Genomic DNA, 25,270 nt, shown 5'->3' on the forward strand with positions numbered 1-25,270 from the left:
AATTTCGAACGCAGTCGAGTTGCGAATAGCGATTATATCACCGAGAACACGGCCGCACGGAAGTCGATAGTACCCGGTGATTTCGAGACCAGTCCGATCCGAATTCGAATTCGAACGATAGTAGCACTGAAACGATTCACACACTGATCGGACAGCTGTCGGTCGAGCAGGCGTGCAATGACGTGCAGTGGCTACTATAGCGCAATCAGCCCAGCCATCGTCTGTTCGCAATGCAACAGTACATCTACGGCGCTTCCCACCGCCTTCGTTCCTCGGACTCCGATTCGAGAAATCGCCGCGATCCGATCCGTGAGAGTCGACGCAGAATCGCGCTACTGGTCCGTGTACTGTGCACAGACGCGCCGAATACCCTCCTCGAAGTCGATCTGTGGTTCCCAGCCAGTCTCCGCTCGGATCTTCGACGAATCGGCGCAGGTGTCGTGGACGTAGACCGAATCTGGAATCGGGTTCTCGACGTACTCCGCTTCCACGTCGGTACCAAGTTCGTCGTTGATCATCTGGACGACGGTCTCGAAATCGTACGCCTCTCCGGTCCCCAGATTGTAGATTCCGTCGAGTTCGTGGACTGCGGCCAGCTCGAGGCCGCGAACGATATCGGAGACGTGCGTGAAGTCCCGCGTCTGGCTGCCGTCGCCGTAGAGAACGGGTGATTCGCCGTCGGCGATGTCGTCGGCGAACTGGGCGATCACGTTGGCGTACTCGCCCTTGTGTTCCTCCGCGCCGCCGTAGCCCTGATACACCGAGAAAAAGCGCATGCCGGCCGCGGACATATCGTAGTGATTCGAGAAGTATTCGCCGTAGCGTTCCCGCGCAAGCTTCGAGGCCTCGTAGCCGGTGTTGACGCTCACTGGCATGTCCTCGGGCGACGGCTCCGTCCGACTGCCATAGATCGACGACGTCGAGGCGTAGACCACCGTCTCGCAGCCGTCCTGCCTGGCCTGTTCGACCACGTTGACGAAGCCTTCGACGTTGACCCTGGCACCCGTCGTGGGGTCCTCTTCGTGCATCGCGTACGACGATAGCGCCGCGAGGTGGAACACGATGTCGACATCCGTCGGCAGTTCGTCATCGAGGACGCTCGCGTCGACGAATTCGACGGCATCGGAGAGGTTTTCTGGCGTTCCCAGATAACAGTCGTCGACGACGGTCACGTCGTTCGACTCCGCGAGGTGATTCGCCAGGTTCGATCCGATAAATCCTGCACCGCCGGTGACGAGGACGGTTTGCTCCTCGAGGTTCATACCGAAACAGCCCATTCGGTGACGCAAAGGTGTTTGGAAGTTTTCGTACCGTTGGTGGCAGGTATTCTCGGCGTCGCTTCCGTCCTCGGCGGAGTCCCCGTCGGTGGCTTAATGTGACCACATCACAAACTCAAGCTGGTGAAACCGCTCTCGAATCCGTACTACCGTCGATGGCTCGGCTGGTGCGTGCTCGTCTCGGGGTTCTTTCTCGTCAGTCTCCATCGATCGTCGACCGCGGTCCTTTCGGAACAGCTGATGCGCTCGTTCGAGACGACGGGGACGAGTCTCGGCTTGCTCCACTCGTCGTTTTTCTACCTCTACGCGGCGTTTCAGATCCCGGCCGGCCTGCTGACGGACCGGTACGGCGTGCGCGCGATTGCCACGGCGGGAACCGCAGCGATGAGCCTCGGGGCGCTCGCGTTCGGTCTCGCGCCCACGTATGCGCTGGCGTTCCTCGGCCGACTGCTGGTCGGGCTCGGGGCGAGCGTTCTGTTCGTCGCGGCGTTGCGGTTCTGTGCGAACTGGTTCCGGCCCGACGAGTTCGGGACCATGACGGGCGTGACCTTCAGCGTCGGCATTCTCGGCGGGCTGGCGGCGACGACGCCCCTGGCGATCGCCGCCTCGAGCGTCGGATGGCGCGGCTCAATGCTCGGACTGGGGGCGTTCGGAATCGCGGTCGCGGTCGGTATCGGCCTCTTCTCCCACGACTCGCCGTCCAACGCCGGTCTCCCGCCGATCGACGACGTTCCCGACAGACCGGACGTGACCTCGGCCGCAGCGCTGAAGCGATACGTTTCCGATGCGGTCCGAGAGCCCGAAACCTGGCTGTTGGGCGTCATGCTCTTTTTCATGACCGGCATCGGGATCACGATCTTCGGCCTGTGGGGGATTCCCTATCTCGTTCAGACCCACGACATTTCCGTGACGGAAGCGTCGGTCTACCTCCTCGTCGGAAACATCGGGGGGATGATCGGCCCGACGCTGTTCGGCTGGCTCTCGGACCGGTCGGGGAATCGGACCGGGCTCATCGTCCTCTCGACCGTCGTTTTCGGGCTGACCTGGGGCGTGTTCGCCGCCTTCGGTACCATTCCGCTGTTGCTCGTCGGCGCGATCTTCCTCTTCTCCCGAATCCTGCGTGGCGGGATCCCGCTCGCGTTTACCGTCATCAAGGAACGCCACCCCGAGGAGGCAAGCGGGACCGTGATCGGCCTGATCAACACGATGGGATGGATCGGAGCAGCCGTCTTCCCGGTCGTCCTTGGTGCCGCACTCGACGCGTACTGGACCGGCGAGACCGTCAACGGCGCTCGCGTCTACACGGAATCCGGCTATCGCGTGGCGTTCGCCATCGCCGCGGCTGCCGGCCTGCTCTCCGCGGCCTGTGCCGTCGTGCTGTCCCTCCGGACGCGAGACGAGCGCTCCCTCGAGTCAGACGCTGACGTAGAACGGTCGACGGGGTAAGCCGTTACAAGCATGGGGAACAACCGTTCGAGTTCGGCCTCACACGTTCGATCGATCCCTGCTCGCCGTCCACACTGCCTCGTCCCACAGGTTCTTGCCGATACATAGCACACGACAGGACAATGCGTTACTACGAGGACATCGAGATCGGCGACACCGAAGAGTTCGGCGAGTATCACGTCACGAAAGACGAGATCCTTGAGTTCGCCGAGCAGTACGACCCCCAGCCGTTCCACACCGACGAGGACGCCGCGGAGGACTCGGCCTTCGGCGAACTGGTCGCCTCCGGATGGCACACCGCGGCGATCTGTATGCGAATGCTCGTCGACGGGCCGATACAGGACCGCGCCAGCATGGGCGCTCGTGGGGTGGACGAACTTCGGTGGAAGCAGCCCGTCAGGCCCGGCGATACACTCTCGATCCGGACCGAAATCGTGGACAAGCGCGTCTCGGAGAGCGCTCCCGAACGAGGCTACGTCGATAGTCTCCTCAAGGGGGTCAATCAGGACGGCGATGTCGTCATCTCTTGGATCGGACTCGGCATGATCGCGCGTCGGAATCCGGGGGACGACTGAGTCGCCATGGCTCGCGTCCCGCTCCTCGAGGCTGCGGACCTGCCCGAGGAGTACCGGTACCTGTTCACAGAGAACGACGTGGGCGACGCCCACATCTTTCGGGCGATGGCGAATGCGCCCGAACTCATGCAGTGGTATATGCGCTACTCGACGCGCCTCTGGGACGTGCTTCCCGAGCGGGAGCGAGAGATCGTCATCCTCGCGACCGCTCGCGCCCTCGAGCACCCCTACGAGTGGCACCAGCACGTTCGACTCGGCCGGGCGGCGGGCGTCACCGATGCGGAGATCACCGCCATTACCGACGGCGATCTCGCGGCCCTCGACGACCGGGATGGCGCACTCGTCGCCTACGCCCGCGGCGTCGCACTGGGTGATCCCCGCGATGCGGATCACGACCGGCTTCGGGCGCACTACGACGTCGGGACCGTCGTCGGCATCGCCATGCTCGTCAGCCACTACGTCGCCACGGCGCGAACGCTGGACGCCGTCGACGTCGAACCCGAAACGGCGTTCGTCGGCTGGACGCCGTAGGCCGCGTTCGCCTCGCCCCTCGAGGTGGCCCGGATATCGTCGGTCATCGGCTCGAGGGCGGCGAAGCCGACTCCCGCTCCGTTCGTGTCGGGGAGCGACGGTGGATGAACCACAAAGCGTATTTCACTGCTCCCGAACCCCCGAGCAACGGTGACTCGAATGGAACTCGGTTCCGACGAATCGGACCACAACGTCGCTGAATCCGGCCGGGACGATCGGCCGCTCCTCGAGTCACGACGACGCCGATTGATCGCCTACTGCCGGCACAACGGAGAACGGATCTGTCGCGATACGGCTGTACTCGTCGCCTGGGCGCTGGTGATGACGACCTGGATACAGGGGTTCGGCCTGCCGCGCTGGCTGTGTTACGTCGTTACCTTCGTGGGTGTCGTCGGCTACACGCAGGCGACGACCTCGTGGACGCGTCCGTACGTGAGCCCCGACGATTTCGGGGGGCGATCCGCGGACGCGCGACCGCTACAGAAATCGGAGCAACGGCACGAGTAGCGTGACGCCCCAGAGGAGCGCCCCCATTCGCACGAAGCCGTGATCCTCCGGGTCGATTCGTTCCGCGTGCGACGCGCCGACGGCGATGAAGCCGAGCGCGATCGCCGTCGAGAACCGGTGGACGAAGACGGTGACCGGCAATCGAGTCACACCCAGGGCGGTGTAATCGAGCAGGATCGCCGTCGCGAAGCCGACCGACCCGGCGGCGAATGCCGTCGGCCGATCGAGCGGGCGGGCGAAGTAGTACGTACAGACCGGTAATCCGACGACGAGCAGCGGGTAGAACGCGCCCGCGACGAATCGCGGATCGAGATCACCGAGCCGTGCCTCGACGGCGATCGCACCGAACCGGACAAAGAGGTAGAGCCCGATCAGCGCACCGGCCAGCACGAACGCGTGTCGAACGCGCGGAGAAACCAGCGCTCGAGGTTCGGTCCGCGACGTTACATGGCCAATGAGCATCACTCCCGGAAGGAGTCCGAGCATCGCGAGGTGAACCGGCGGGCCACCGTCGTCGCGGTCATCGCCGTCGTCGCCGTTCAGATCGATGATCGTCACCCAGCCGTCGGAATCGAAGCCGCGGTCGTTTCCCAGATGGTCGCGCGAGACGCTCGAGACGTATCGGCGATCCATGAACTCGCGTTCGACGTATCGCTGGGAGTCCTCAGCGCTGGTGACCGTGTGGCTGAGCCGAAACCAGTCCCAGTGTTCCCGGTGGGCCTGCATCGCCGTCCACTGGTCGTCGCTGTCAGGGGACGCGTAGGCTCGAATGTGGTGGCGCGAGCCGAGGTACTCGCCGTCGTGTAACTGGTAGCTCTCGTCGAGCCACGTCCCGCCGGTCGGATCATCGCCCATGGCGACGTAGGCGTACCGAGTCGAGCCGTCGGCGCTCCCCCAGGCCGTTTCCGTCCCGACGACATCCTCGGCCGCCGTAGCGCTGACGTCTTCCTGTTCGGGTGCGGTTTCGTTCCAGCCGCCGCGGCTTCGCTCCTCGAGATGTCGACGCGTCTCCGCCGGATCGCCAGCGACCACCACGTTGATCGCGAGCGTCCGCTCCTCGAACGTCGTCGCACTGCTCGTGTACGGCCACAGCGACGAATCCTCGTCCACTGTCACCAACTGCTCCTGTCGATCGACCGCGGTGTCGCTCGAGGACGATGTCGCGGCCGATCCGAGGACAAGCACGACGAGTACGAGGGCCAACGCCCCCAGCGCGATCAGCGTCCGTCGATCGATGGTCGGTCACCTCCGTCGGTACGTGTTCGAGTTGACATCGTAGCGAGCGACGGGGCCGGTCCCGTCCGTTGCGTTACGTGCCACCCTGTCCGTTTCGCATATAGGTCTTCTCGTCCCTTCCGTCAGTGCCCCTATCGGTGAAATTCACGGTTTCCGACCGATCGGAAGAACCGAACGAACTGGCTGAAACCGAACTGGAATCGACCGCGTCAGCTCCGGTCTTCCTCGGAGAACCGCCACGGACTCTCGACATCCGCCGCGGCCTCGTCCTTCGAGAGCGGGACGTTGTGGTAGAGCTGCTCGAGGTGATCCATCGTGTACTCAACCGCGTAGCGTTCGACGCCCGCTCTGGTCTCGCGATCGGTCGCCAGACAGGTCTCGATGGCGTCGACCATCGACTCGAGATCGCCGTATTCGAACCGTTCGCCGTTATCGGACCCGATCGTGTGATCGAACGGCGGAACGTCGGCGGCGGCGACGGGCGTGCCACAGGCGTTGGCCTCGAGCGTCGAGAGGCCAAGCGTGTCCGCGGTCGAAGCGGTCACGAAGGTATCGATCGAGGAGTAGAAGGCAGGCAACTCCTCCCGGGGGAGGAACGATCGGATCTCGACGTTCTCCGGCGCGTCTCGCTCGAGACAGTCGCGGTAGGGACCCTCACCGACGATGACGAAGTCGTATTCCGGTAGTTCCTCGGCGGCACGCAGGATCTCGCTGACGTTTTTCTCCATGCTGAGCCGACCGCTGTAGCCGATCACCGTTCGGTCAGAGTACCACTCGCCTGCGGTCGGCTGGAAGAAGTCCATGTCGATACCCACGGGGAGCTGGACGTGTTCGACGTTTCGATCGATCCGTTCGGTCGAAGCGGTCACCACGTCGAAGCTCTCGAGGAACGCGTTCTCGACGGGAACGTACAGTTTCGAGAGCAATCCTGCCACCGACTCGAGTTTGACGTTCTGGTGGAAGTACTCCTCGAGCGGGGTGTGGTGCGTGTAGATCGTCGGGAGGTCGTGTTTCCAGGCGTAGTACCGTCCGAGGGCGCCGATCGGTGCGGGGCCGTGGCAGTGAACGACATCGAGTTCGGGGAGCGTCGACGGCCGTCGGGTGAGAGGGATCCGATAGCCGGCGTAAAACGGGTTCGGCAGTGATTTGACCGGGACCTCGCGATCGCCGGGCTCGTAGTCGCCGTCGGGGTAGACGACGTACACCTCGTGGCCCTTTTGTTCTAACTCCTCGCGCCAGAGCTTGATCGTGTACGTTACGCCATCGATCTCGGGGAAATAACTGTCCGTGAAGAATCCGATTTTCATTCAGGCCACCTCCTGGTACAGCGACTGGTATTGCTTCGCGACCGTCTCGAGCGAGAACTCCTCGCTCCGTCTGGCCGCGTTCGATCCAAGCCGGTCCCGGAGTTCGGCGTCTGTGAGCCGCTCGAGAGTAGCCTCGAAGCCGTCGACGCCCGCCCCCGAGACCTTCAGGCTGTCCTCACCATCCGCGAGCCACGAGAACGTCTCGATGTCGCGGACGAGCACCGGTTTCCCGGCGGCCATCGCCTCGAGCAACGCGATTCCCTCGTTTTCTTCGTGAGTGGGAAAACAAAAAATGTCGCCCGCCGCGAACGCGCCGCGGATGTCGTCGATGTAGCCGGTGAACGTACAGTTCGCCGGGGACTCCTCGATCAACCGCGTCGTCTCCCGGCCCTTCAGGGAGAGGTCCAGCGGGCCGAACCACGCGAAATCCAGTTCGGGCAGCCGGCGGGCCAGTTCGACAAACGTCTCGAGGCCCTTGCGCTTGATGACGTGGCCGACGAGGAAAACGGTCGGCGACTCAAGGTCGTAGCGCTCGCGGTACTCGGCCTCGAGCGATTCGAACCCCGCGAGTTTCTCGCGGTCGACGCCGTTCGAGATGACCGTCGTCGGCACGTCGGTGTACGTCTCGAGCAGCCGCCGGTTGTACTCCGACGGACAGACGAGCGCGTCGGCCAGTCCGTAGGCCCACCGGAGGTACGGTTTGAGCGGCTTGGCAAGCGCGTTCGTGAACCGAAAGCTCTCCCCGAAGTCCTCGGCGGTCACGTGCGTGTGCGCGATGACGGGAATATTTCGTCGCCGCGCTCGCGTCGCATACCAGACCGAGCGCGGTCCCATGAGGTTACAGTGAAAGACATCGGCCTCGAGTGTCGGCTCGGTCGTGTACGTGAGGTCCAGTCGGTCCAACATTTTCCGCTGGTGGACGACGGACTCGTGAATGCCGCCGGTGACGTGCGCTTCGAGTTCGAAGTAGTGGCTGATCTTCATACCGGACTCCCCCTGATCGGTGCGGGTACAGTTACCCCCTCAAGACCGTCGCCGCGAACCGGCGAGCGGTGTCCTCGTCGCCGTCCGAGCTCGGCGTTACTCGACTTCGATCCACGGCACCTCCATGAGCGCCGGGATGTGCGTCTCGATGTGGTGTTCCCAGACTCCCTCCTCGCCGAACGCCTCCCCGTGGTCCGCGGTCACGACAACGGTGCCATCCAACTCCGAGGCCACGTCGGCGACGGACTCGAGGGCGATCCGCAGGTTCTCCTCGTAGAGTTCCATAGCCGCCTCTCGAGTGCCGTTCTTGACGAGGTCGGCGGGGTCGAGTTCGAGCCAGAGGCCCGCCTTCTGGGCGAGTTCGCTGCCCTCGAGTGTGTTCTCCACCTTCGGGCGGATCGTATCGCCGAGCGAGGAGAGAGTCCCGCCACCGCCGTCAGTTTCCTTCTCGGCTTCTTCCTGTTTCCGGATCCCCTTCTGGATCTGTTTGAGTTTCTGGCCCTTGCCGCGGGAGAGGTAGGGCGCGTGTGGCTGCATGTAGTGGAGTACCGTCCGATCCGCCGTCTCGACCGCGTCCTGATTGTCGTGGAACGCCTCCGCCAGACTGTCCGGGGGGACCGTCCCGAGGTCGTCGTCCCAACCGGACTTCCACACGTCGAAGACGTCGCTGATGTGCTCCGAGGCGGTCCACTCGTAGTCGCAACTGGCTCCCCACTTCAGTTCGTTCAGCGGAATCCCCAGGTCGTTAATAAATGGATTCCCCGAGAAGTACGCGATATCGTGTTCGTCGGTAAATGTCCGATAGGCCCACTCCGGAGTCGACGAACCGGTGCTCCAGCGCTTTTCTAACGTCCCGTCGAGGTACTCATCATATACGTCGCTGAATACGTCGTACCGGCACGCATCCAGCACCAGACAGTAATCCCAGTCCGACTCGAGGAAGTGCTGGTCCTGCATTAGTTGCCGCTACCTTTCGAGTCGACCTACGTATTCTTATTGGTTCCCGGAAAGTCACCAAAACCGGCCCTATTCCCCGGTACCTCTCCGATATCGCCCTGCCGTGTCAGTCCGCTCGCTCGTCGAGCCGACATCTCATACGGTCTGCTGTAAGTAATTTCCGGCACAACCGCGATTCGGCCTCCGGCCGTGCCGGTAAATCGTTACAGCAAACCGTATCACTCGAGATAGCCCAGCTCCCGCAGCCGATCGCGGGTCTCCTCGTCGGCTTCTTCGAGGGCGTCCGCCGCGTCGTCGGTCTCCGTCGGGTCGTCCCACGCGCCGCCGACCCCTTCCTCGAAGCGAGCCAGCGCCCGTTCGGTCGCAGCGACGATATCGTCGTCGGCCGGATCGACCGATGTTCGCTCCACGGGGTCCTCGTCGAGCCGGTACCCCTCGTCGGGGATGCGGTCCGCGCGGACGTACTTCGCATCCGTGCTCCGGGCGGCGCGCAGCCGCGAGTAGGCGCGGTGATCGTCCGGGAGATGGATGCCGGCCTCGCTCGCTTTCTCCTCTAAGTGATGCAGTTCGATGACCGGCTGGGCGTACTCGACGAACGCGTAGTCGTCCCCCTCTCCCTCGATGACGGCGCGCTGGCCGGCGTCGGGATCCGAAGCCCCTTCGAACGCGCGATACTCGCTCGAGAGCAACGAGCGCGTCGCGTCGCGGGCGACAACGCGGTCGGAATGACCGTCGCCATCCGTCCGGCCGACTGCATCGGGATCGACATCCAGCACGTCGAGCACCGTGTGATAGCAATCGAGCAACTCGACGAGGTCGTCGCGCCGGTCTGCCTCGAGGTCGGGATGTTTGACCAGCAGCGGGACGTTGATGAGCTGGTCGTAGAGGGCGAACTCGTGGCCGTAGAGGTCGTGTTCGCCGTGGAGTTCGCCGTGGTCGGCCGCAACGACGACGGTCGTCTCCTCCCACTGGCCAGTCTCGCGGAGCCAGTCGAACAGGCGGCCGAGTTCGGCGTCCATGTGGGCAATTTCGGCGTCGTAGAGGCCGCGAATGTCCTCCCACTCGTCGTCGTCGATATCGCGCGCCCCCGAATTGAACTCTTTGGAGTTCTGGCAGACGTCGTCGGGATCGACGCCGGGGGCGAACTCCTCGCGGTACTTCTCGGGCGGGTAGTATGGCAGGTGGGCGTCCATCAGATTGACGAAGGCGAACCAGCCATCGTCGCTCTCGCTGTCGTCGATGAAGGACCTGGTCCGATCGATTACCGACGGCGTCTTCGAGTCTGCCCCCTCGCCGCTGGCGAGTTTGGAGTGGGCCATCGCGCCGAGGTGGACGAGCTTCGACGCCAAATCGCGGAGGTAGTCGTTGTCGTTGACGGTCTGCCACGCGCTGGCCAGCGGCCCCGAGAGCACGTCGCCGGGGAGAACCTCGAAGAACGAGTCCTGGTGGCCGAACCCGTCGGTGAGGCCGGTGTAGGGGGTTATCCAGGCGTTAGAAGAGTAGCAGGCCGTGTCGTAGCCGGCCGCCGACAGGGTCGACGCGAGGGTCGTCTCGTCGTCGAGATACGGACTCCCCTGATCGGCTCCGTGCTGACTCGGATACCGGCCGGTAAACAGCGAGGCGTGAACCGGAAGCGTCCACGGCGCGGGCGCGACCGCCGATTCGAAGACGGTCGCCTCCTCGGCGAACCGCGACAGCTCGGGCGTCGTCTCCCGCTCGTACCCGTAGGGCTCGAGCCGATCCTTCCGGACCGTATCCAGAACGACGAAGAGGACGTTCGATTGCGGTGTCCTGTCCATTACTGGCCTCACTTTTCTCCACGCCAATAAATCGATTGAAGGGGAGGGCAGCCACCCGTCACGGCCGCACTCCCCGCTCGGCGATGATCAGATGTTTCAAGGGAACTGACGATTCATACCAGCCATGGACGAGCGAAATCGTCGGGCGTTCATCGTCGGAGCCGTCGGGACGATCGCGGTCTTTGCCGTCCTTTTTTTCGTCGTCGGCGCGCGCGACATCCTCGACTCGTTGCTGTCGGCGGAGCCGTCGCTGGTCGCCGCGACGTTCGCGCTCGCGCTCTGCTGGCTGGCCGCCTGGAGCCTGATGCTCCGGACCGTCCTCGCCGCACTCGGCATCGATATCCCGGTCGGCAAGTCGTTTTTCATCTACGCCGGTGCCGTCTTCGCGAACAACGTCACCCCGTTCGGGCAAGCCGGCGGCGAACCGGTCGCGGCGCTGCTCATCTCGAAGACCTCCGATGCCCGCTACGAGACCAGCCTCGTCGGCATCGCGAGCGTCGACGTCCTCAACGTCGTTCCCTCGATCTCGCTCATCCTCGTCGGCGTCGGCTACTACGCGACCACCGCCGCGCTCGGCGATCACCTCGTGACGGCGGTCGGTTCGGCGGTCGTGCTGATCGCGGGAATCGTCATCGCCTTAGGGCTCGTCTGGCGGTACCACCAGGCGATCGTCGACCGGCTTCCCGGAATCGTCGCCCCCCGACTCGGCCGGCTCGGGCTCGAGCGCTTCGAGTCCGAGACGCTCGAGGAGGACATCGCCGACCGACTGGGACGATTCTTCGAGAACATCGAACGTGTGGCGACGGATCGGTGGCGACTGTCCGCCGTCGTCGGGCTGTCGCTGTGTGGCTGGCTCTTTCAGGTCGCCGCGCTCATGGCAGCGTTTGCCGCGCTTGGGACCCCCGTTCCGCCGTACGTCCTGCTGTTCGTGATCCCGCTGGCGAACCTCGCGGGCGCTGCGCCGCTACCGGGTGGACTCGGCGGGATCGAGGCCGCGTTCGTCACGCTGCTCGTTCCGACGACCGGAATCCAGGCGTCGGTCATCACCGCGGCCGTCCTCATCTTCCGCGGTGCGATCTACTGGATGCCGATCCTGATCGGCGGCCTGGCCGTGTCGGCGTTCGGCGTCCGGGCGGTGCGGTGACTCCGATCGGCGGACGATCGATCGGACAGTGAGTGACTGACTGCCAGCGAAGACGACCGAGCGCTCCAGTCACCTCCCATCGAGACGACCGAGCGGTTAATTTCCGTTCGGCCCCGATAATTGATCGACCGGCATGTACCGAGATGGTCACTCCGGATTCAACGCCCTGCTGTATGCCCCATTCCTGCCGCTGGTGAGCAGTATCTGGTCGCTCGAGCTGGCACTGGTCGGGGCGCTCGTGGCCGTCGGCGTGGCCAACCTCCCGGATCTCGATGAGCCGCTGCCGTGGCTCCAACACCGCGGGCCGACGCACACCGTCTGGTTCGCCGTCCTCGTCGGGCTGATCGCCGGCGTCGGAACCGCCCTCGCGGTCCCCTCGAGTCCGGACGCGTTCGCGTTCGGGCTCGTCGTCGGCACCGGCGGGATCCTCGCCCACCTCGCCGGTGACATCGTCACACCGATGGGAATCAGCCCGTTCGCCCCCGTCTGGCGGGCCCACGTCACGCTCGACTGGTTCAAATCCAAGAACGGCCGGATCAATCGCGCGTTCCTGCTCGCCGGTTCGGCCGCCCTGTTCGCGTCACTGCTTCTCACGGTGTGGCTGCCGACAGCGGCGGTTCCGACGGGGTAACCGACCACACAGGTCCTGCGGTCACGGCTGCCGTGAATCGCGTCTCCGGCTCGAGGCTTTAGCGAATCGACGGGAGTTCGTCCGCGCCCCACGCGAGGATGCCGATCGATGCGGCCCAGAGCACTACTGTCGCGGCCGGACTGTGAACCGCCAGCCCGGGGCTCCAGCTCGTCCGGAGGGGGAACAGCCAGTCGATCCCCTTCGGCGAGAGCGAGTCGATCGCAAGATGCGAGCCGATCGCGAGCCCGACGGCGACTGCGACACCCCGGCCACGCCAGTCCTCTCGATTCAGCCGTCGGCCGACCGCGTAGCCGCCGATGACGATTGCGAGGGCGAACAGGGGCGTGTGGGTTATGCCGCGGTGAACGAACGGCCATTCCAATCCCGCGGGAAAGAGGAAGTCCGCGTCAGGGAGGAGGCCGAAGACGAGACCGATCCGCGGGTCTTCGTCGGTGAGTCCGCGGACGAGGGCGTAGCCGACGAACGCGTGGGTCGCGAACGCGCCCGCGAGGAACAATCCGCGTTCGAGTTCCATCGCGTACTGGTTCGATCGATCCCATTACGTAACTTATGATTCTCGGACGCCGGATCGACGCGTACGAACGCGGTCGACGCTGCCGTCGAACCAACAGTGCTTACATTCGGGACCGACTACGAACCGGGCATGGATCCGTTGCAAACCGAGGGACTACCGCCCTGGCTCGAGTCGATGTTCACGTCGGAACTCGCGTTAGCGGTGTTCTTCGGTATCTGCGTTCTCGAGGGGGCGATGCTCCTGCGGTTCATGCCGAGCGAACTCGTCGTCCCGGCCGCGCTGGCGCTGATCGGCTCGTCGATCCCAGAGGTGATCGCGATCGTCGCCATCGCGGTCGTCGGAACGACGGTCGGCCAGTTCTGTCTCTTCTGTCTCGTCCGTCGCGCCGGTCGGGAGTACGTCCTGCAAAAGCGCTGGTTTCCCATCACCGAGTCGCGACTCGAGCGATTCGACGGCTGGTTCGATCGCTGGGGCGGCCTGGCCGTTCCCGTGAGCAATACGATGCTGTTCGTTCGCGGACTGCTGACCGTCCCCGCCGGGCTCTCGGAGATGGACGGCCGCTCGTTCGTCGCGCTGTCGGCGATCGGCTCGCTGTCCTTCCAGACGATCCTCGCGTCCCTCTACCTCGCCGGCGGCCATCTGTTGGCGTGACCGAGCGGCGGATCCGGCCCTCGTCAACGCCTGCTTTGCAGTACCGCTTCGCGTTTCTGATTCACCGAACTACAAAATCGAAAACTGCTCTCGTCTCGTCTCAGTTCCCGCCCTGTCGGTAGACGGGCAGCCGGAATCGGACGCCTCTGTCGCGGAGCTGCCACCTGATCTCGGTGCCGACCCACGTCAGGCCCGTCAGGAGCGCGACGCCGATGGCGGCGAACTCCGAGGATCCCATCCAGACCGGGCTGACGAAGAGGAGGGCGTTGTAGATCCGGTGTGGAAGGAGCGACTCGATGAGATCACCGAGGAATCCGAGGGGATTAAAGCCGAAGCCGTCTCCGCCACCGCCGCCGCCACCGCTGCTCTCGGCTTCAGTTCGGTTCTCGAGGCCGAGTGACTGGGCGCTCTGGCCGCTCTCGCTTTCGTCACCGGTCTCGAGGCGCTCGGATTCGTAGGGGAGGCTGGAGCCGACCTCCCAGACGATCTCGCCGGACTGATTGACCTCAATGACCCGGTTGCCGTGGGTGTCGGAGATCAGCGTGTTCCCGTTCGGAAGTCGGTCTGCGTCCCGGGGCCACTGGATCTGATCGTCTTCCCAGAGCCAGGTCTGGGTCCATTCGCCGTCCTCGCGCTGGAACTCCTTGATCTGTGCGTTCTCGGAGTCGGCGACGAGGATGGCCGGGCCGCCCTGACTCTCGGGGATGAAATCAGGGTTGTGCTGTTCGTGGAGGACGTCGTGCTCGTTTTCGCTCCCGAGCGTCCAGTCCTCGAGCAGGCCCTCCTCCCGATCGAGGAAGACGACCTGGTCTTGATTGCGCAGACTGGCCATGATCCGGCCTTCCATCTGGCCCTCCTCGATGTACTCGACGTCGTTAATGTGTGCCCAGTCGCGGGGCCAGGAGTGGCCGCCCTCGAGCGGGAAGTCGCTCTGGGCGTCCCAGAGCCAGTTGACGACCTCCGTCTCGGTGTTGACGATGAACACCTGGTCGGCGACCATGTCGGCGACGACGAAGTGGGTCTCGTTGATGCGATCGATGTCGTGCCACTCGCCGGCGTACTCCTTGTAGTCGTAGCGCTCGTAGATGACCTCGACCTCGCCGGTCTCGAGGTCGGCCCGCTCGATGACGTTGCGGGTACACGGCGGCGCGCCGCAGTTAGCGCCTTCCGTGTGAATCGTGTCCGTCGCGGCGTACTCGACGGTCAGCGGGTCGCCCTCGACGGGGTCCGCGTCGAAGTACTTGGTCCGCGAGTTGTTGTAGTAGAGGACCTCGCCGTTGGGCTGGTAGGCCGTAATCGTCCCCGCACGGCCCGATTCGGTGACGACGGTGTGATTATCCGTCTCCGGTGCGTCCGGAACGTCTTCTTTCGACGCCGTCGAAACCCCACCGCCCGCCGCGCTGACGACGACGGCGGCCGTAATGAGGATGAGTACCGCGAACGCGATCCGGAGCCTGTTTCTCGTAATCTCCGATCGGACGCGCTCGAGCGAGGGGAGCGATCGATCGATCACGGTTCAGTCACCATCTCGTTTCGGAGCGCCGGTTGGGGAACCATCGTCCTTCGTTTCCGAATCGAGGTACTAGTACTTTTTCTAACCGGACCGCGATGCAAGGGTCTAATCAAACGGTCGGGCTAAGCGAGGGAAACGCCGGACTGACGAGACGGGCCGAGAGCCAGTTCGGACGACCGATTCGGCTCACTGGTGTGTGGGTCACGCGTCATCGTGGGCCTGCGTGGTGAGGACGGGAACCGGCGAGGTACGGATCACGCGCTCGGTGAAGCTCCCGAGCAGGTGCCGGTCGAGGCCGGTGTGGCCATGCGTTCCCATCACGATGAGATTGACCCCTTCCTCGTCGGCGTAGGCCGTGACCTCCCGGGACACCGACCCCGCGGCGATGGTGGTCGTGACATCCGTGACGCCCGCTCGCGTGGCGGTCGTCGCCGCGTCGTCCAGAACCGCCTGGACGTTTTCCTCGAGTTGCTCGGGAAGGTCCGCCGATCCCGCGTCGATGACCTCCGGGAGTTCGTCGACGACGGACAGCAAGTGGAGCTTGGCGCCGTGTCGCTCGGCGACCGTCGACGCCAGTTCGAGCGCCGCCGTCGCGTGGTCGCTCCCGTCGGTCGGAACGAGGATGTCCGTGTAGGGAAACGTTGGCGACACCTCGTCGGCGGCGCGGACGGTCAACACCGGAACGGCGCTTCTGTTCACGACGTGATCCGTGACGCTCCCGAGGACGTACTCCCCCAGTCCGCGCCGTCCGTGGGCCCCCATCGCGACGAGATCGAACTCGTCGGCGGTGGCGTGCTCGGCGATCACTTCTCGCGGATCGCCCTGAACAACGGTCGTCACCACGGATACGCCACGGTCCTCGGCCATCGCCGCGGCGTCGGAAACGATGTCGTTTCCCTCTCCCTCGAGTACGTCGACGATGTCGTCGCCGAGGCGCGTGAGGCTCGGTTGGTTCGTGTCGGCAACGTTGAGCAGGTGAACGGTCGCCTCCCGATCGTCGGCGACGTCGAGTACGTGCTTGAGGGCGGCCGTCGCGGAATCGCTCCCGTCGGTTGGGACGAGGATACGAGTGGACATGGCGGAGCGTTTGGGATGGATCCGCTTATCAGTTGTTGGTAGTATGGTTTTTTATTCAGAGTTGGCCGTGAAACTCGCGCTCAGTATAGGCGAAGGCGTTACCACAGCAGCATCCGCGAGCGTAGCGAGTGGTTCACCGCCGAAACGGGCAAAGCCCGTGGAGGCGGCCTTTTTAGCGTAGATTTTTGCAAGCGGTTCGAGTGAGCGAAGCGAACGAGGACCCGCAGCAAAAAGGTACTTGCGCATCTGCAGTTATCGTTCAGTACAGGCGACGGAACAATTGTTTTTAAACGTTTTTGAGTTGCTTCATCCAACTTCTACATGTCTATGTCTTCGAGAACAGTCCTGTCATTGCTCATGATACGTAGTTCGCCATTTCTACATGAGCAAGTTGGCCCCCTTCTAGTCCAAATCAGCCGTATTTCGCCGTCAGGGTCGAAATGTACTGCAAGAGCAGTTCCACAGTTATCACACACTGCTTCTGCCTTCTGTATTTCATTATTACTAGCCATCTCTACTGAAGTGTAGGAGACAACGGCCCTTATTCCCCTGATATTTTCACTAACCCACTATGTTTTGATTAACTGGGAGAATCGATCTACGTTCAGTTTGCATCTGTGGTTGCCGAGACTCCGAATCCAATTTCAGGGGTAATTCTGAATAAAGAACGCGTGCTACTGTTATAGTAGCCACTGAAACGGTTTACACAGTGATCGCAAAGCAGTCATGCGATCAGGTGTACAGTGACGTTCAGTGATTACTGTATACTGTCGGCTCTCAGTCGCTGTCGTGGCGTTGTCGAACAGTCTCGGCACCGCTCACGTCACCACCGAGGTATCCGTGGCGGAGTCAGAGCGGCGAGCGAGGCGCTCGCACTCGATCTCGGTAGTCGTAGAATGAACGCGGGATCACGCCGATCCCCGGCCCCAGATCGAGCGGCTAGCTGGAGTCGATGCGAATCTCGCCGTCACCGGTGACGGTCACCAGGCAATCGCTGTACTCGAACGTTACCGATCCGCCGGAACGGAGTCCGTCCGCACGGGGTTCGAACAGCCGCTCGAGCGCGTCGGCGTTGATCGAGTAATGGAGTGGTTCGAGTTCGGTCACATCTTCGTTCTTGAATGTTGCGACGGCGTCCGCGACGGCAACGCTGAGCGGTTCGTCGTCGAGTCTATCATATTGCACGGAATAGTGATCCCCAATCGCGGTCGACGGTGATCGTGAACTCATCTCGGTCATGGATTAATACGTACCCCCAGTACGCAGGTGGGAAGTCGTCCCTTGGTTCACGAGTCGTTGCAAAGAGCCTGATCGTTAACTGTGTAACGCCTCCGCCAGTCGATGGTTAATCAATTAACCTCCGGAGCGGCCGCCCCCTCGAACAGGGCCGCGAACAGCTTTCGTTCGGCGGATCGAACGTGCTTGTGAAAGGCGGGCGAGGAGATATCCAGCGAGCCGGCGATCTCCTCACCGTTCGCACGGCGGGGCCACTCGAAGAAGCCGCCGTGATAGGCCGTCTGGACTACCTCTCGTTGGCGGTCGGTGAACGTCTCGAGAAGCGCGCTCCGCGCTGGCGCGCTGACCGTCGATCGATCGTCGGTCGCCCCCTCGCGTCGGGCCACCATCGACACCGAGGGTCCGCTTCGGCTGATACCGGACAACACGTCGCGAATTTCGACGGCGTCCGGCACGTTGACGATCGCGCGGCCGCCCGACGCGTCGGCCACGAACTCACACAACCGTGCGCCGTGGGTATCGGTGATCGAACCCAGAAAGGAATCGGTGACCCGGAGCTGGAGCAACGTCTCGTCCTCGTGATCGGCGATCGTAGTGATCTCGCTGATCCCCTCGATAGCAGTGTATTCGGCAGCCGCGAGCGAGTCGTCAACCGGCTCCTCGACGGCCGCGAACACGAACTGGGCGCCGTCGGCTCGCGCCGTCGCACCCTCGTACGTCACGGGCTCGCCGAGGAACTCGGCCAGCCGACACAGCGTCGCGTCCGCCGCGACCTCGAGTTCCACTTCGGTGTGCCCGTCGCCGAACAGCGCGTTCTTCCGTTTGACGGCGTCGATCGCGTACGCGATCGTCTCGCCGAGTTCCGCGAGCGTCGACCGCAGCGTCTCGTCGAACGCGCCCCGTTGCTCCCCGTATATCGAGAGGACACCGTAGCAAAACCCGTCGTAGACCAGCGGGACCGCGTACGCGGACTGGAAGTTTCGCGAGAGCGCCTCACCCCGCCACTCGCCATCGTGAACCGACACGGCGACGTTTTCGACGTGGACCGGGCTCCGCGTTCGAGCCGCCCGACCAGCCGGTTCGGCGGCCGATTCGTTCACCGTCGTTATCGTAACCGCGTCGAGATACCCCCGTTCGAACCCGGCGTGGTATCGCGGCTCGAGGCTGTTCCCGCTCGGGTCGGGTTCGCCGAACCAGGCCAGCGAACACGACTCGAGTTCGGCCAGACACTCGGGGACCCCGCGTTCGATCTCGCTCCGGGAGTCTGCCATCAAAAGGAGCTGTTCGACCTCTTGACGCACCTCGTTGGCGGCATTGAGCCGCTCGAGGTGACGGTTCTGTTTCTTGAGTTCGCGTTCGCGTTCGCGGAGCCGGCGGCTCCGCCCGATCCGGTCGAGGGCGGCTTCCGCCGTCGTCGCGAACAGCTCGGCGAGTTCGACGGTCTCGTCAGTGTATGCGTCGGGTTCGGTCGACAGTGCGACGAGAACCCCGTGTTCGCCGAGCGGAACGGAGAGACCGCTTCGAACGTCCGGCGCCTCATCGCGGACGATCCGGGCCGCTCCGTCGTCGTGGACCGTCGGTTCGCCGGCGACGAACGCCTGCCACGGATCGCCGGCGTCGGGCTGGAGCGGGTGTGGCGAACCGAACGTCGACTCGATGGCTGGCGAGTACGCTGCCGGTAGCAGTTCGTTCGTTTCCTCGTCGAAACGGTAGACGACGGTTTCGAGGTCGAGCACGTCGGTCGCGATGTCGACGATGTACTCGCACGCCTCCCCCTTCGAGTCGACCGTCAACAGGTGACTGGTCGCCTCGTGGAGCGCGTTGAGCGCCTCCTGATACTGGACCCGTTCGGTGATATCGTTAGCGACGCCGATGACGCGATCGACGGTACCGTCGTCCGCGATCGGTCGGAGGGACGTCTCGAAAATACGGTCTCCGATCCGTCTCCGCGTGTTGACTGCCACCCCATCGAGTGCGTCCCTCACGTCGGCGCGAACCTCGGGATAGTCCTCGAGCAGGTCGAAGAACGATCGGCCGATGACCTCCTCGGATTCGAAGCCGAGGTTCGCGAGCCCCTGGCCTTCCGAGAGCGTGAAGGTCCCGTCGTCGTCGAGGACGAATAACACGACGGGCACGTTCTCGACCAGCGCCTGCAATCGCTCCGTCCGCTCGGAGAGATCCCGTTTGCGCTCGACGCGCTCGCTCACGTCCCGCCAGTAGACGGAGATTCCGGACGGGGAGGGATAGATCCGGGCCTCGATCCACGCGTCGTAGGACCCCAGGTGGGCTTCGACCGTCCGCGACTCCTGTGTTTCCATCGCCTCGAGGGCGGCGGACTGGAACGGGGTCCCTTTCATTTTCGGGAAGACATCGAGGATACGTCGACCGACCAGCTCAGATCGCTCCATCTCGAGCACCTCGAGCGCACGATCGTTGACGTAGGTAAACCGCCAGTCCGCGTCGAGGGCGTAGAACGAGTCGGTGACCCGTTTGAACGACTCGCTCAACTCCCGTTCGATACGGTGGAACTTCGTGATGTCCCGTATCGACGCGATGATGCCGTCGACGGTGTCGTCCTCGAGTCGGTTCGTGAGAACGGCCTCGTGGACGTACCAGCGACCGTCCGCATGTTTGCAGGTGTACTCGACGGTTCGCCTGGTCCCGAGCTCGCCCTCGCAAACCGTGTCGAACTCGTCTCGGACCCGCTGCGTATCGTCGGGGTGGGTGTAGTCGAGCATGTTCGTCCCGGACATTTCGTCCGCGGTGAACCCTCCGACGCGTTCGACCGCCGGACTCACGTCGGTGACCACTCCCTCCTCGTCGAGGACGATCAACAGATCCGACGACTGATCGAGCAACGTCCGATACAACTCTACTCGGTGGTCGGCCGATCGCTCCATCGCTGTGAACTCCACCGTCCGCCGGAGTCGATGGGTCAGCAACGGCGGCTCCTGGATGGTCGTCTTGGCGACGATTTCGGTCGCACCCTCGTCCCGCAGGCGGTCGATCGACTCGTTCGCGGCCGGATCGACCGCGTAGACGACCGGACACGAGCCGTCAACGGCCGCGAGGACATCTCGGTCGTCGGTCAGGACGCAATCGACCGTCTCGAGCCGGTCGTCCGAGAGGTCGGACGCGTTCGGAACGGATTCCGCGAGTGCCACCGCTTCGTCCGCGAGCCCCGCCGTCGCCGTCCGGATCCACTCGGACGAGCCGACGGAAAGGGCGCGGATGGGCGTCATCTCGGGCTCCTCGAGACTTCGAACCATACCCCTGCTGAGGGCGGAGAAGGGAAAAAGCTCGCGTCGGTTCAGGCGTCGATCGGCGGCTCACTCGAAGACGAGCGGATCGTGCTCGACCAGGTAGCCGTCGTCGCGGTTCTCGATAGCGCGCGCTTCTCGGAGTCGAATACCACGTTCCATATCAGTCATAACCGGCGTTTCGTAGTGGTCCGCCTCGTACTCGAACGCGTGACCGTCCTCGCGGCGACGCTCGACGAACGCCCGGTGACGCTCGAGACGCGTGCGGCCGACCGACCGCGACAGCGCCGGCACGTCGTCGATCCGGTCGTCGAACACCTCGAGGAAAGCGTCCTCGAGTTCGAACCCGATCGAGTTTCGGCCGGCACACATCGCTGCGAGCGTGGTCGTGCCGGTGCCCCAGAAGGGGTCGAGCACGGTGTCGCCGTAGGCGGAATACATACAGATCAGCCGGTAGGGAATCTCCAGCGGGTAGGCCGCCGACCGCTCTCGGAGTTCGTCGTCGGCCTCCTCGAGGGACTGCAACTCCCCCGTGACCTCGGTCCAGACGTCCGAGAACCAGCGGTTGCGCTCCTCCCAGAAGAACGCGGCCTCGTAGCGCCGGTCGGCTCCGGGCTCGAACGCGCGGCGCTGGTCTCCCTTTCGGAAAACCAGGATGTACTCGTGTTCCAGCGTCACGTAGGCGTTCGGCGGGATCATCCCGCTGCCCATGAACTTGGCCGCGCTGTTCGCCGGCTTGCGCCAGAGCACGTCCGGTAACGGATCGAATCCTCGCTCCTCGAACGCCGCGAGCACGCGAGCGTGGTTCGGATAGACCCGAAAGCTCCCGTCGACCGATCGGGTCGCATCGCCCACGTTGATGCAGGCGATCCCGCCGTCGACGAGCACCCGCTCGAGTTCGTCCCAGACGGCCCCGAGTTGGTCGTGCATCCCGTCGAAGGCGGCCCGGCCGTCGCCGTCGTCCAGCGCGTCGCCGATCGCGGGATCGAGCCCGGTAAAGAGGTCGTCCCACATCTCGATCATCGGATACGGCGGCGACGTGACGACGAGTTCGACCGACTCGTCGGCCACGTGCGAGAGATCGCGAGAATCACCGGCGAAAACGCGGTGGGTCGTCTCCATTGACCGTATACTGTCTGCGTCGGTCCCTTAGCTCCTTCGTCAGGGCGACGACAGAGATTCGAAAAAATTCGTCCGAGCCACCGGTCGGCTCGGCAGAGCACCGGCCGACTCGGAGGGACGTCGTTCGACTCGGAGAGACGCTGTTTGGATCGGAGAGCGGCGGTTCGAATCCACGAACTCGGTTGCGAAAGGGGGTTGCGGCGCCTCGTTTGTTTCGCTTTCCTTGCCCTACTCCTCGCTTTCCTCGCCGGCCTCCTCGGCGTCGGCCTCTTCCATCTGCTCCGACTCGGTCTCCGCTTCCGCATCGCCGCTCGTCGCCGGCTCGAACTCCTCGATCGGCTCCCACTCCTCTTCTTCGCTCGAGGCGAGGCGACGACGGAGGAACGCGGCCCCGGCGAGTACGCCCACCGCGAGCAGGAGTCGCGGGAGTCGCGATGTCGAACTGGCGTCCGATTCCTCGCTTACCTCGGCCGTCGTCTCGTCGGTTGCTTCGGTCGACTCCATGACGTCCTCGATGATCTCAGGCTCCTCGAGGTCATCGATCGGTGACTCCTCGAGTTCCGGTGACTGACGACCCACGAGAAAGCCCACGGCCGCGCCAAGGCCGAACAGGGCCCCCGCGAGCGGTAGCCGTCCGCCCGATCGCGATCCTTCAGACTCTTCGACAGCTTCGAGAATCGATTCCCGCATCGGCGAGTCCATTCCTCTGTTGATTGCTTCCTTGACGATGAGCTCGGACAACGTTTTGTCTTGTTGTTCCATCTCGGGCATAATTCGCTTCGACCACACCACCGTACATAGTTCTGTTCACCGTTTCCGTCGTCGGACCCACCGGCCCCGCTCGTTTCAGGGACCGGTTTCGAAAGACAAACTGTTTAATTACTTGTTTACCGACGTGGCGATCGACTGTTCACCGACCATCGGGGTCGATCGCTGTCGACTCGTACTTCGCTTACGGTGGACTGAACTGGCCGGAGATCCGATATCTGCGGGGTTTCGGTGGGGAAATCGGTTCCTACGTCCGCTTCCGGTGGGCCTCGAGTGCGTGTCGGTCGTGCGTACGCGGACGGCTGCCGAGTGGGCCTTCGATCGACGGGCGACGCGAGGTCTCCGCCCACCGATCGGATCGCGTCGTCGAGCGATAAACTGACTGCTTCCCGTGCTATAAGGTACCATCGGCACGATGAGGGCGAAGAGAGGTGTGGAACGCCTTCCATAACGAAAGGGGTTCGCTTGAAACAGATCGGGGTATGAGCGTTTTCCGCCAGCCCGGGGTTCTCGGTCGATCGACGCGGCGACGCGTGGTGGGCGTCACTGCGGCGCTCTCGGCCGCGGCCGTCGAAATGCTCGCGGTCGGGAGCTGGTTCGTCCTCGTCGTCGACTCGCGAACCACGTCGACCGCACTCGCGGGGCTCGGGGTGCTCTTCTGCGGGTCGCTGCTCAGGGCGGGCGTCTTCGGCGCGACGGTCAGCGATATCGGCGACCTCCTGCAACCGCGGCGACTTGGCGTGACGGTCCTGCTCACGACCGGGTGGCTCGTCTGGCTGCTCGTGGCCGAACTGATCGGTGCCGTCCCCGGCGTCGTCGTCGCAACCGTCGTCCTCGCTGGGATCCTCACCGCGCAGTTCCTCCTCGAGCAACGCGTTTTCAGGCGATACGCGTCCACGCGCGTGCCGTTCACGCCGGTGGTCCCGGGACTCCTGCTGGCCGTCGGGGCGTCGACGCTACTCGCGACCGGCTGGTTTACCAACTGGAGCCTCACCTCGCCACCGGTTTCGCTCGGCGTCACGACGGTCGTTCTCGAGATCGAGGCGCTTCACATCGGCGTGCTCGTCTTCGGACTCTTCGCGTTTCTCGCCCACCAGTACCGATTCCAGCGGGTTCTCGACCCCTGAGACGGTCTGTCGTGACTGTGTCCCGGCCACCGCATGGCGGGCCGCGGGTGCGCCGGAACTGACTGACAGGAGTCCGTGTGACGCGTGTGGCTCACGCGGGGATCCCGCTCACTTCCCCTGTGCACCCACGTTCTGATCGCTCTCGAAGGAGTCGGGATCCGGCTCGATCGCCGCATACTGCACCGCTCGCCGACCCAGCGTCGTCACTCGCTTCTCGAGTTTCGGATCGACGAACTCGCCGTCCTCGAAGGCGGCACTCGCGTTCGGAATCGCCGCTTCGTGGGGGATCACCCACGCGTTCAGCGCCCGGCAGACCGACCGCATGTGCTCTAAGGCTGTCACGGGAAACGCGCCACCTGAGACGGCGAGAAGTCCGACGGTCTTGTCCGCGAACTCGTCGAACCCGCAGTAGTCGATCGCGGTCTTCAGCGGCGAGGCGTACGATCCGTGATACATCGGCGAGCCAAGGATAATCGTATCGGCGTCGCGAACCCGGGCCGCCAGCGCCTCGGCATCGCCTGCATCCTCGCGGTCCCGGTCAGCGTCGAAGATCGGAAGGTCGTACTCCTGGAGATCGAGTAACTCGGTCGTCGCGCCGGCCCGTTTGGCGGCCAAGAGGGTGGCTTCGAGCGCGGTCCGAGTGTGACTTTCGTCGCGGAGACTGCCACAGAGCGCTGCCACGTGGACGTCGCTGTCGGTCATGGCTATCCGGACGACCGGAAGCGGGAAAAGCCGCCCGAATGTGACTAATTCTGACACGATCCGTTCGGAATGACGCCCATCGTGTGACGGCTATCGTAGCCACTGGACCGATGTATACGCTGATTGCATCGCTCTCATGCGATCAGGTGTGCAGTACCTTTCATGGCCACGATAGCCGACGGAGAATCGGCCGTTGCAGAAATTCGGGACGGTATCGTGCAGTCGCGTCTCCTCGCGACGCTCGAGAATATCCTCCGTCGCGCTCGAGTGCACTCACCGGAGCGCTCGATACTGTGCTTTCGGTTTGATACCGTGCTTTCGGTTCGATACCGTGCTTTCGGTTCGATGCCGTATACTCGTACTCCGTTGGGTGAAAGACCACGCTGATCCGCTCGCGGCTGGCAGCTTCGTTGTCACTCGTGCGTGGTGGAACGGACAGCCGCGAAAAATGGTACCCTCGAGTCAGGCGGTCGTCGCGGTCGTCTCCGACGTTCGAACGCTTCCGTACACACTAACGAGCGAGAGAATCGCGATGATTGCGCCACCGAGACTGTTGATTCCGACCGCCAGTTCTTGCTCGGTTCCGAAAACGAACGGCGACGCGGCGATCCAGATTCCGAGCACCACGAGGACCGCGGCGAGGGCGATGCTCTGGGTTCGGCTTTCGCCGGTTCGGTACGCGTGTACCGAGGCGACAAGTGCGGTCAGCGCACCCACGAGGACGTTGTGGATCCCCATGTTGCCCGTGATCGTGAAGACGACCGTCGATGCCATGATGAACACACCGAGTACCGCCGTCAATCCGGCCGTTCGTTCGACCAGCACTGACGAGTCGTCCGCGGATCGCGTTTGACTCATATACACTGCAACGTGAGCTTCGTATTT

General features: G+C 63.8%; 23 protein-coding genes. 8 read left to right on the plus strand and 15 right to left on the minus strand.

Translation table 11 applies throughout. The features are described from left to right. Positions 1-332 precede the first annotated feature (332 nt). Positions 333-1,262 carry an NAD-dependent epimerase/dehydratase family protein gene (locus ACEWFR_RS01180; RefSeq protein ID WP_374059325.1) on the minus strand — a complete coding sequence of 310 codons (930 nt, stop codon included), beginning with the start codon at positions 1,260-1,262 and terminating at the stop codon, positions 333-335. Between the two features lie 138 nt (positions 1,263-1,400). On the opposite strand from ACEWFR_RS01180, the gene ACEWFR_RS01185 reads away from it, so the two are divergent. The 4 genes from ACEWFR_RS01185 (at position 1,401) to ACEWFR_RS01200 (ending at position 4,336) form a co-directional block, all read left to right on the plus strand. Then, positions 1,401-2,723 (plus strand): MFS transporter, encoded by a 1,323-nt coding sequence (locus tag ACEWFR_RS01185; RefSeq protein WP_374059326.1) that lies wholly within the window; start codon positions 1,401-1,403, stop codon positions 2,721-2,723. A 122-nt stretch (positions 2,724-2,845) separates the two neighbouring features. After that, the gene (locus tag ACEWFR_RS01190) at positions 2,846-3,298 is read left to right on the plus strand and encodes a MaoC family dehydratase (protein ID WP_374059327.1); all 453 of its coding nucleotides are present in this window, start codon (positions 2,846-2,848) and stop codon (positions 3,296-3,298) included. A 6-nt stretch (positions 3,299-3,304) separates the two neighbouring features. Next, on the plus strand, positions 3,305-3,829 hold the full coding sequence (locus ACEWFR_RS01195) for a carboxymuconolactone decarboxylase family protein (RefSeq protein WP_374059328.1): 525 nt from the start codon (positions 3,305-3,307) through the stop codon (positions 3,827-3,829). 159 nt (positions 3,830-3,988) lie between these two features. After that, positions 3,989-4,336, plus strand: coding sequence for a hypothetical protein (locus ACEWFR_RS01200; RefSeq protein WP_374059329.1), 348 nt, complete (start codon positions 3,989-3,991; stop codon positions 4,334-4,336). Here ACEWFR_RS01200 and ACEWFR_RS01205 read toward each other — a convergent pair. The 5 genes from ACEWFR_RS01205 to ACEWFR_RS01225 all read right to left on the minus strand — a co-directional run bounded on the left by ACEWFR_RS01205 (position 4,307) and on the right by ACEWFR_RS01225 (position 10,619). Then, positions 4,307-5,539, minus strand: coding sequence for a hypothetical protein (locus ACEWFR_RS01205; protein WP_374059330.1), 1,233 nt, complete (start codon positions 5,537-5,539; stop codon positions 4,307-4,309). The genes ACEWFR_RS01200 and ACEWFR_RS01205 overlap by 30 nt on opposite strands. A gap of 242 nt (positions 5,540-5,781) precedes the next feature. Then, entirely contained in the window at positions 5,782-6,879 is a 1,098-nt protein-coding gene (locus tag ACEWFR_RS01210) for a glycosyltransferase (RefSeq protein WP_374059331.1), read from the minus strand. Continuing rightward, the gene (locus tag ACEWFR_RS01215; protein WP_374059332.1) at positions 6,880-7,863 is read right to left on the minus strand and encodes a glycosyltransferase family 4 protein; all 984 of its coding nucleotides are present in this window, start codon (positions 7,861-7,863) and stop codon (positions 6,880-6,882) included. A gap of 96 nt (positions 7,864-7,959) precedes the next feature. Continuing rightward, on the minus strand, positions 7,960-8,820 hold the full coding sequence (locus tag ACEWFR_RS01220) for a hypothetical protein (RefSeq protein ID WP_374059333.1): 861 nt from the start codon (positions 8,818-8,820) through the stop codon (positions 7,960-7,962). A gap of 218 nt (positions 8,821-9,038) precedes the next feature. Continuing rightward, positions 9,039-10,619, minus strand: coding sequence for a sulfatase (locus tag ACEWFR_RS01225; RefSeq protein ID WP_374059334.1), 1,581 nt, complete (start codon positions 10,617-10,619; stop codon positions 9,039-9,041). 124 nt (positions 10,620-10,743) lie between these two features. Here ACEWFR_RS01225 and ACEWFR_RS01230 point away from each other — a divergent pair, with 124 nt between their 5' ends. Next, complete coding sequence (locus ACEWFR_RS01230) at positions 10,744-11,763, plus strand: YbhN family protein (protein WP_374059335.1); 1,020 nt, start codon at positions 10,744-10,746, stop codon at positions 11,761-11,763. A gap of 133 nt (positions 11,764-11,896) precedes the next feature. Then, complete coding sequence (locus ACEWFR_RS01235) at positions 11,897-12,394, plus strand: metal-dependent hydrolase (protein WP_374059336.1); 498 nt, start codon at positions 11,897-11,899, stop codon at positions 12,392-12,394. Positions 12,395-12,452: 58 nt separating this feature from the next. Here the strand turns inward: ACEWFR_RS01235 and ACEWFR_RS01240 are convergent, their stop codons facing one another. After that, positions 12,453-12,929 (minus strand): metal-dependent hydrolase, encoded by a 477-nt coding sequence (locus tag ACEWFR_RS01240; RefSeq protein ID WP_098726663.1) that lies wholly within the window; start codon positions 12,927-12,929, stop codon positions 12,453-12,455. 129 nt (positions 12,930-13,058) lie between these two features. Between ACEWFR_RS01240 and ACEWFR_RS01245 the strand changes: the two genes are divergently transcribed. Next, positions 13,059-13,580, plus strand: coding sequence for a DedA family protein (locus ACEWFR_RS01245; protein ID WP_374059337.1), 522 nt, complete (start codon positions 13,059-13,061; stop codon positions 13,578-13,580). Between the two features lie 100 nt (positions 13,581-13,680). Here ACEWFR_RS01245 and ACEWFR_RS01250 read toward each other — a convergent pair whose 3' ends face one another. From ACEWFR_RS01250 to ACEWFR_RS01275, 6 genes are all read right to left on the minus strand, one after another. Continuing rightward, the gene (locus ACEWFR_RS01250) at positions 13,681-15,093 is read right to left on the minus strand and encodes an aryl-sulfate sulfotransferase (RefSeq protein WP_374059338.1); all 1,413 of its coding nucleotides are present in this window, start codon (positions 15,091-15,093) and stop codon (positions 13,681-13,683) included. A gap of 201 nt (positions 15,094-15,294) precedes the next feature. Next, entirely contained in the window at positions 15,295-16,170 is an 876-nt protein-coding gene (locus tag ACEWFR_RS01255; protein ID WP_374059339.1) for a universal stress protein, read from the minus strand. Between the two features lie 939 nt (positions 16,171-17,109). Further along, positions 17,110-17,409 (minus strand): HalOD1 output domain-containing protein, encoded by a 300-nt coding sequence (locus tag ACEWFR_RS01260; protein ID WP_098726666.1) that lies wholly within the window; start codon positions 17,407-17,409, stop codon positions 17,110-17,112. 110 nt (positions 17,410-17,519) lie between these two features. Then, positions 17,520-20,675, minus strand: coding sequence for a PAS domain S-box protein (locus ACEWFR_RS01265; RefSeq protein WP_374059340.1), 3,156 nt, complete (start codon positions 20,673-20,675; stop codon positions 17,520-17,522). Between the two features lie 60 nt (positions 20,676-20,735). Continuing rightward, positions 20,736-21,788: a site-specific DNA-methyltransferase gene (locus ACEWFR_RS01270; RefSeq protein WP_374059341.1), complete on the minus strand. Its 1,053-nt coding sequence runs from the start codon at positions 21,786-21,788 to the stop codon at positions 20,736-20,738. Positions 21,789-22,016: 228 nt separating this feature from the next. Beyond that, complete coding sequence (locus ACEWFR_RS01275; protein WP_374059342.1) at positions 22,017-22,559, minus strand: hypothetical protein; 543 nt, start codon at positions 22,557-22,559, stop codon at positions 22,017-22,019. 479 nt (positions 22,560-23,038) lie between these two features. Here ACEWFR_RS01275 and ACEWFR_RS01280 point away from each other — a divergent pair, with 479 nt between their 5' ends. Next, a complete protein-coding gene (locus ACEWFR_RS01280) occupies positions 23,039-23,683 on the plus strand; it encodes a hypothetical protein (protein ID WP_374059343.1) in 645 nt (214 codons plus the stop codon). A gap of 108 nt (positions 23,684-23,791) precedes the next feature. Here the strand turns inward: ACEWFR_RS01280 and ACEWFR_RS01285 are convergent, their stop codons facing one another. Both ACEWFR_RS01285 and ACEWFR_RS01290 read right to left on the minus strand, forming a co-directional pair. Continuing rightward, positions 23,792-24,385, minus strand: coding sequence for an NADPH-dependent FMN reductase (locus ACEWFR_RS01285; RefSeq protein ID WP_374059344.1), 594 nt, complete (start codon positions 24,383-24,385; stop codon positions 23,792-23,794). A gap of 462 nt (positions 24,386-24,847) precedes the next feature. After that, positions 24,848-25,243, minus strand: coding sequence for a hypothetical protein (locus ACEWFR_RS01290; RefSeq protein ID WP_374059345.1), 396 nt, complete (start codon positions 25,241-25,243; stop codon positions 24,848-24,850). Between the last annotated feature and the right edge of the window lie 27 nt (positions 25,244-25,270).

It is taken from the genome of Natrinema sp. H-ect4 (assembly GCF_041894845.1).
GTDB lineage: Archaea > Halobacteriota > Halobacteria > Halobacteriales > Natrialbaceae > Natrinema.